The sequence below is a fragment of the Pseudomonas sp. P7759 genome, from assembly GCF_013386445.1.
Lineage (GTDB): Bacteria > Pseudomonadota > Gammaproteobacteria > Pseudomonadales > Pseudomonadaceae > Aquipseudomonas > Aquipseudomonas azotoformans_A.
On record NZ_JACART010000140.1, the window covers coordinates 438 to 1,571 of the forward strand.

2 protein-coding genes are annotated in these 1,134 nt (G+C 62.0%); one reads left to right on the forward strand and one right to left on the reverse strand.

Features of this window, described 5'->3' with window-relative positions:
* Positions 1–602 (reverse strand): LysR family transcriptional regulator (locus tag HX823_RS31685; protein ID WP_256350351.1); only part of this gene is annotated, 602 nt, incomplete at its 3' end.
* Between the two features lie 109 nt (positions 603–711).
* Between HX823_RS31685 and HX823_RS31690 the strand changes: the two genes are divergently transcribed.
* A partial coding sequence (locus HX823_RS31690) for an aldehyde dehydrogenase family protein (protein WP_177078587.1) occupies positions 712–1,134 on the forward strand: 423 nt, incomplete at its 3' end.

The window sequence follows — 1,134 nt, forward strand, 5'->3', positions numbered from 1 at the left end:
CCGCGTGGGTAGAACAGGCAGTTGTGCGCGGACAAGTCGCCAGGTTCGCGCGGCTCGCCGTGGCGTTGCAGGTAATCCTGGGTGGCGACCAGTACCGAGCCGGTGTCACACAGTTTCCAGGCCACATGGGTTTCCGGCACCTGGAAACCGTGGCGCACGGCCAGGTCGTAGCCTTCGGCGGCCAGTGAACTCAGGGCGTCCGATACGTCCAGTTGGATACGCACTTGTGGGTACTGCTGCAAAAATTCCGACAGATGCGGCACCAGTTGCTGACGGGCAAACGCGACAGGCGCTGTCAGCCGCACCAGCCCGCGAATCTCCCCGACCGAATCGCGCACCGACGAAAAGCTGCGGGCTATCTGTTCATAAGCGCTGCGCACTTCACGGGTCAACGACAGCCCCGCATCGGTCAGCCGCACACTGCGCGTGGTGCGCGTCACCAGCCGCGTGCCGGTGGCCTTTTCCAGGTCGGAAATACGCTGGCTCACGGCGGACTTGCTCACGCCCAGGCGTGCGGCGGCGGCGGTGTAGGTGCCTTGTTCTTCCAGCACTGACAGCCAGTGGATGTGAGTCCAAAGCCCTTCGATTTCAGCCTTTTCCATGAGTAGATTGTTCGCGTATGTGGACAATAAGTTCTGGATTCTGCTCTGGTTTGGAACAAAGCGAAAGCCTATCGTGATCCCCAACGCTACCCACCTGGGATCTACTGCCATGACAACGACAATCGAGCATTACATCAACGACCAACGCGTGTCCCGCGATGATCGTTATCAGGATGTCTTCAACCCCGCCACCGGCGAAAAGACCGGCCGCGTCGCCCTGGCCAGCCGCCAGACCGTGTCCGAAGCCGTTGCCGCCGCCCAAGCCGCGTTTGCCGGTTGGGCGGATACCCCGCCGATCCGCCGCGCCCGCGTGCTGTTCGAATACCTGCACCTGCTGCGCGAACGCAAAGACGACCTGGCGCGCATTATCGTCGCTGAGCACGGCAAGGTTTTCACCGACGCCCAGGGCGAAGTCGACCGGGGCATCGACATTCTCGAGTTCGCCTGTGGCATTCCCAACCTGCTCAAGGGTGAGCATTCCGACCAGGTTTCCCGTGGCATGGACAACTGGACAATGCGCCAGCCCTTGGGC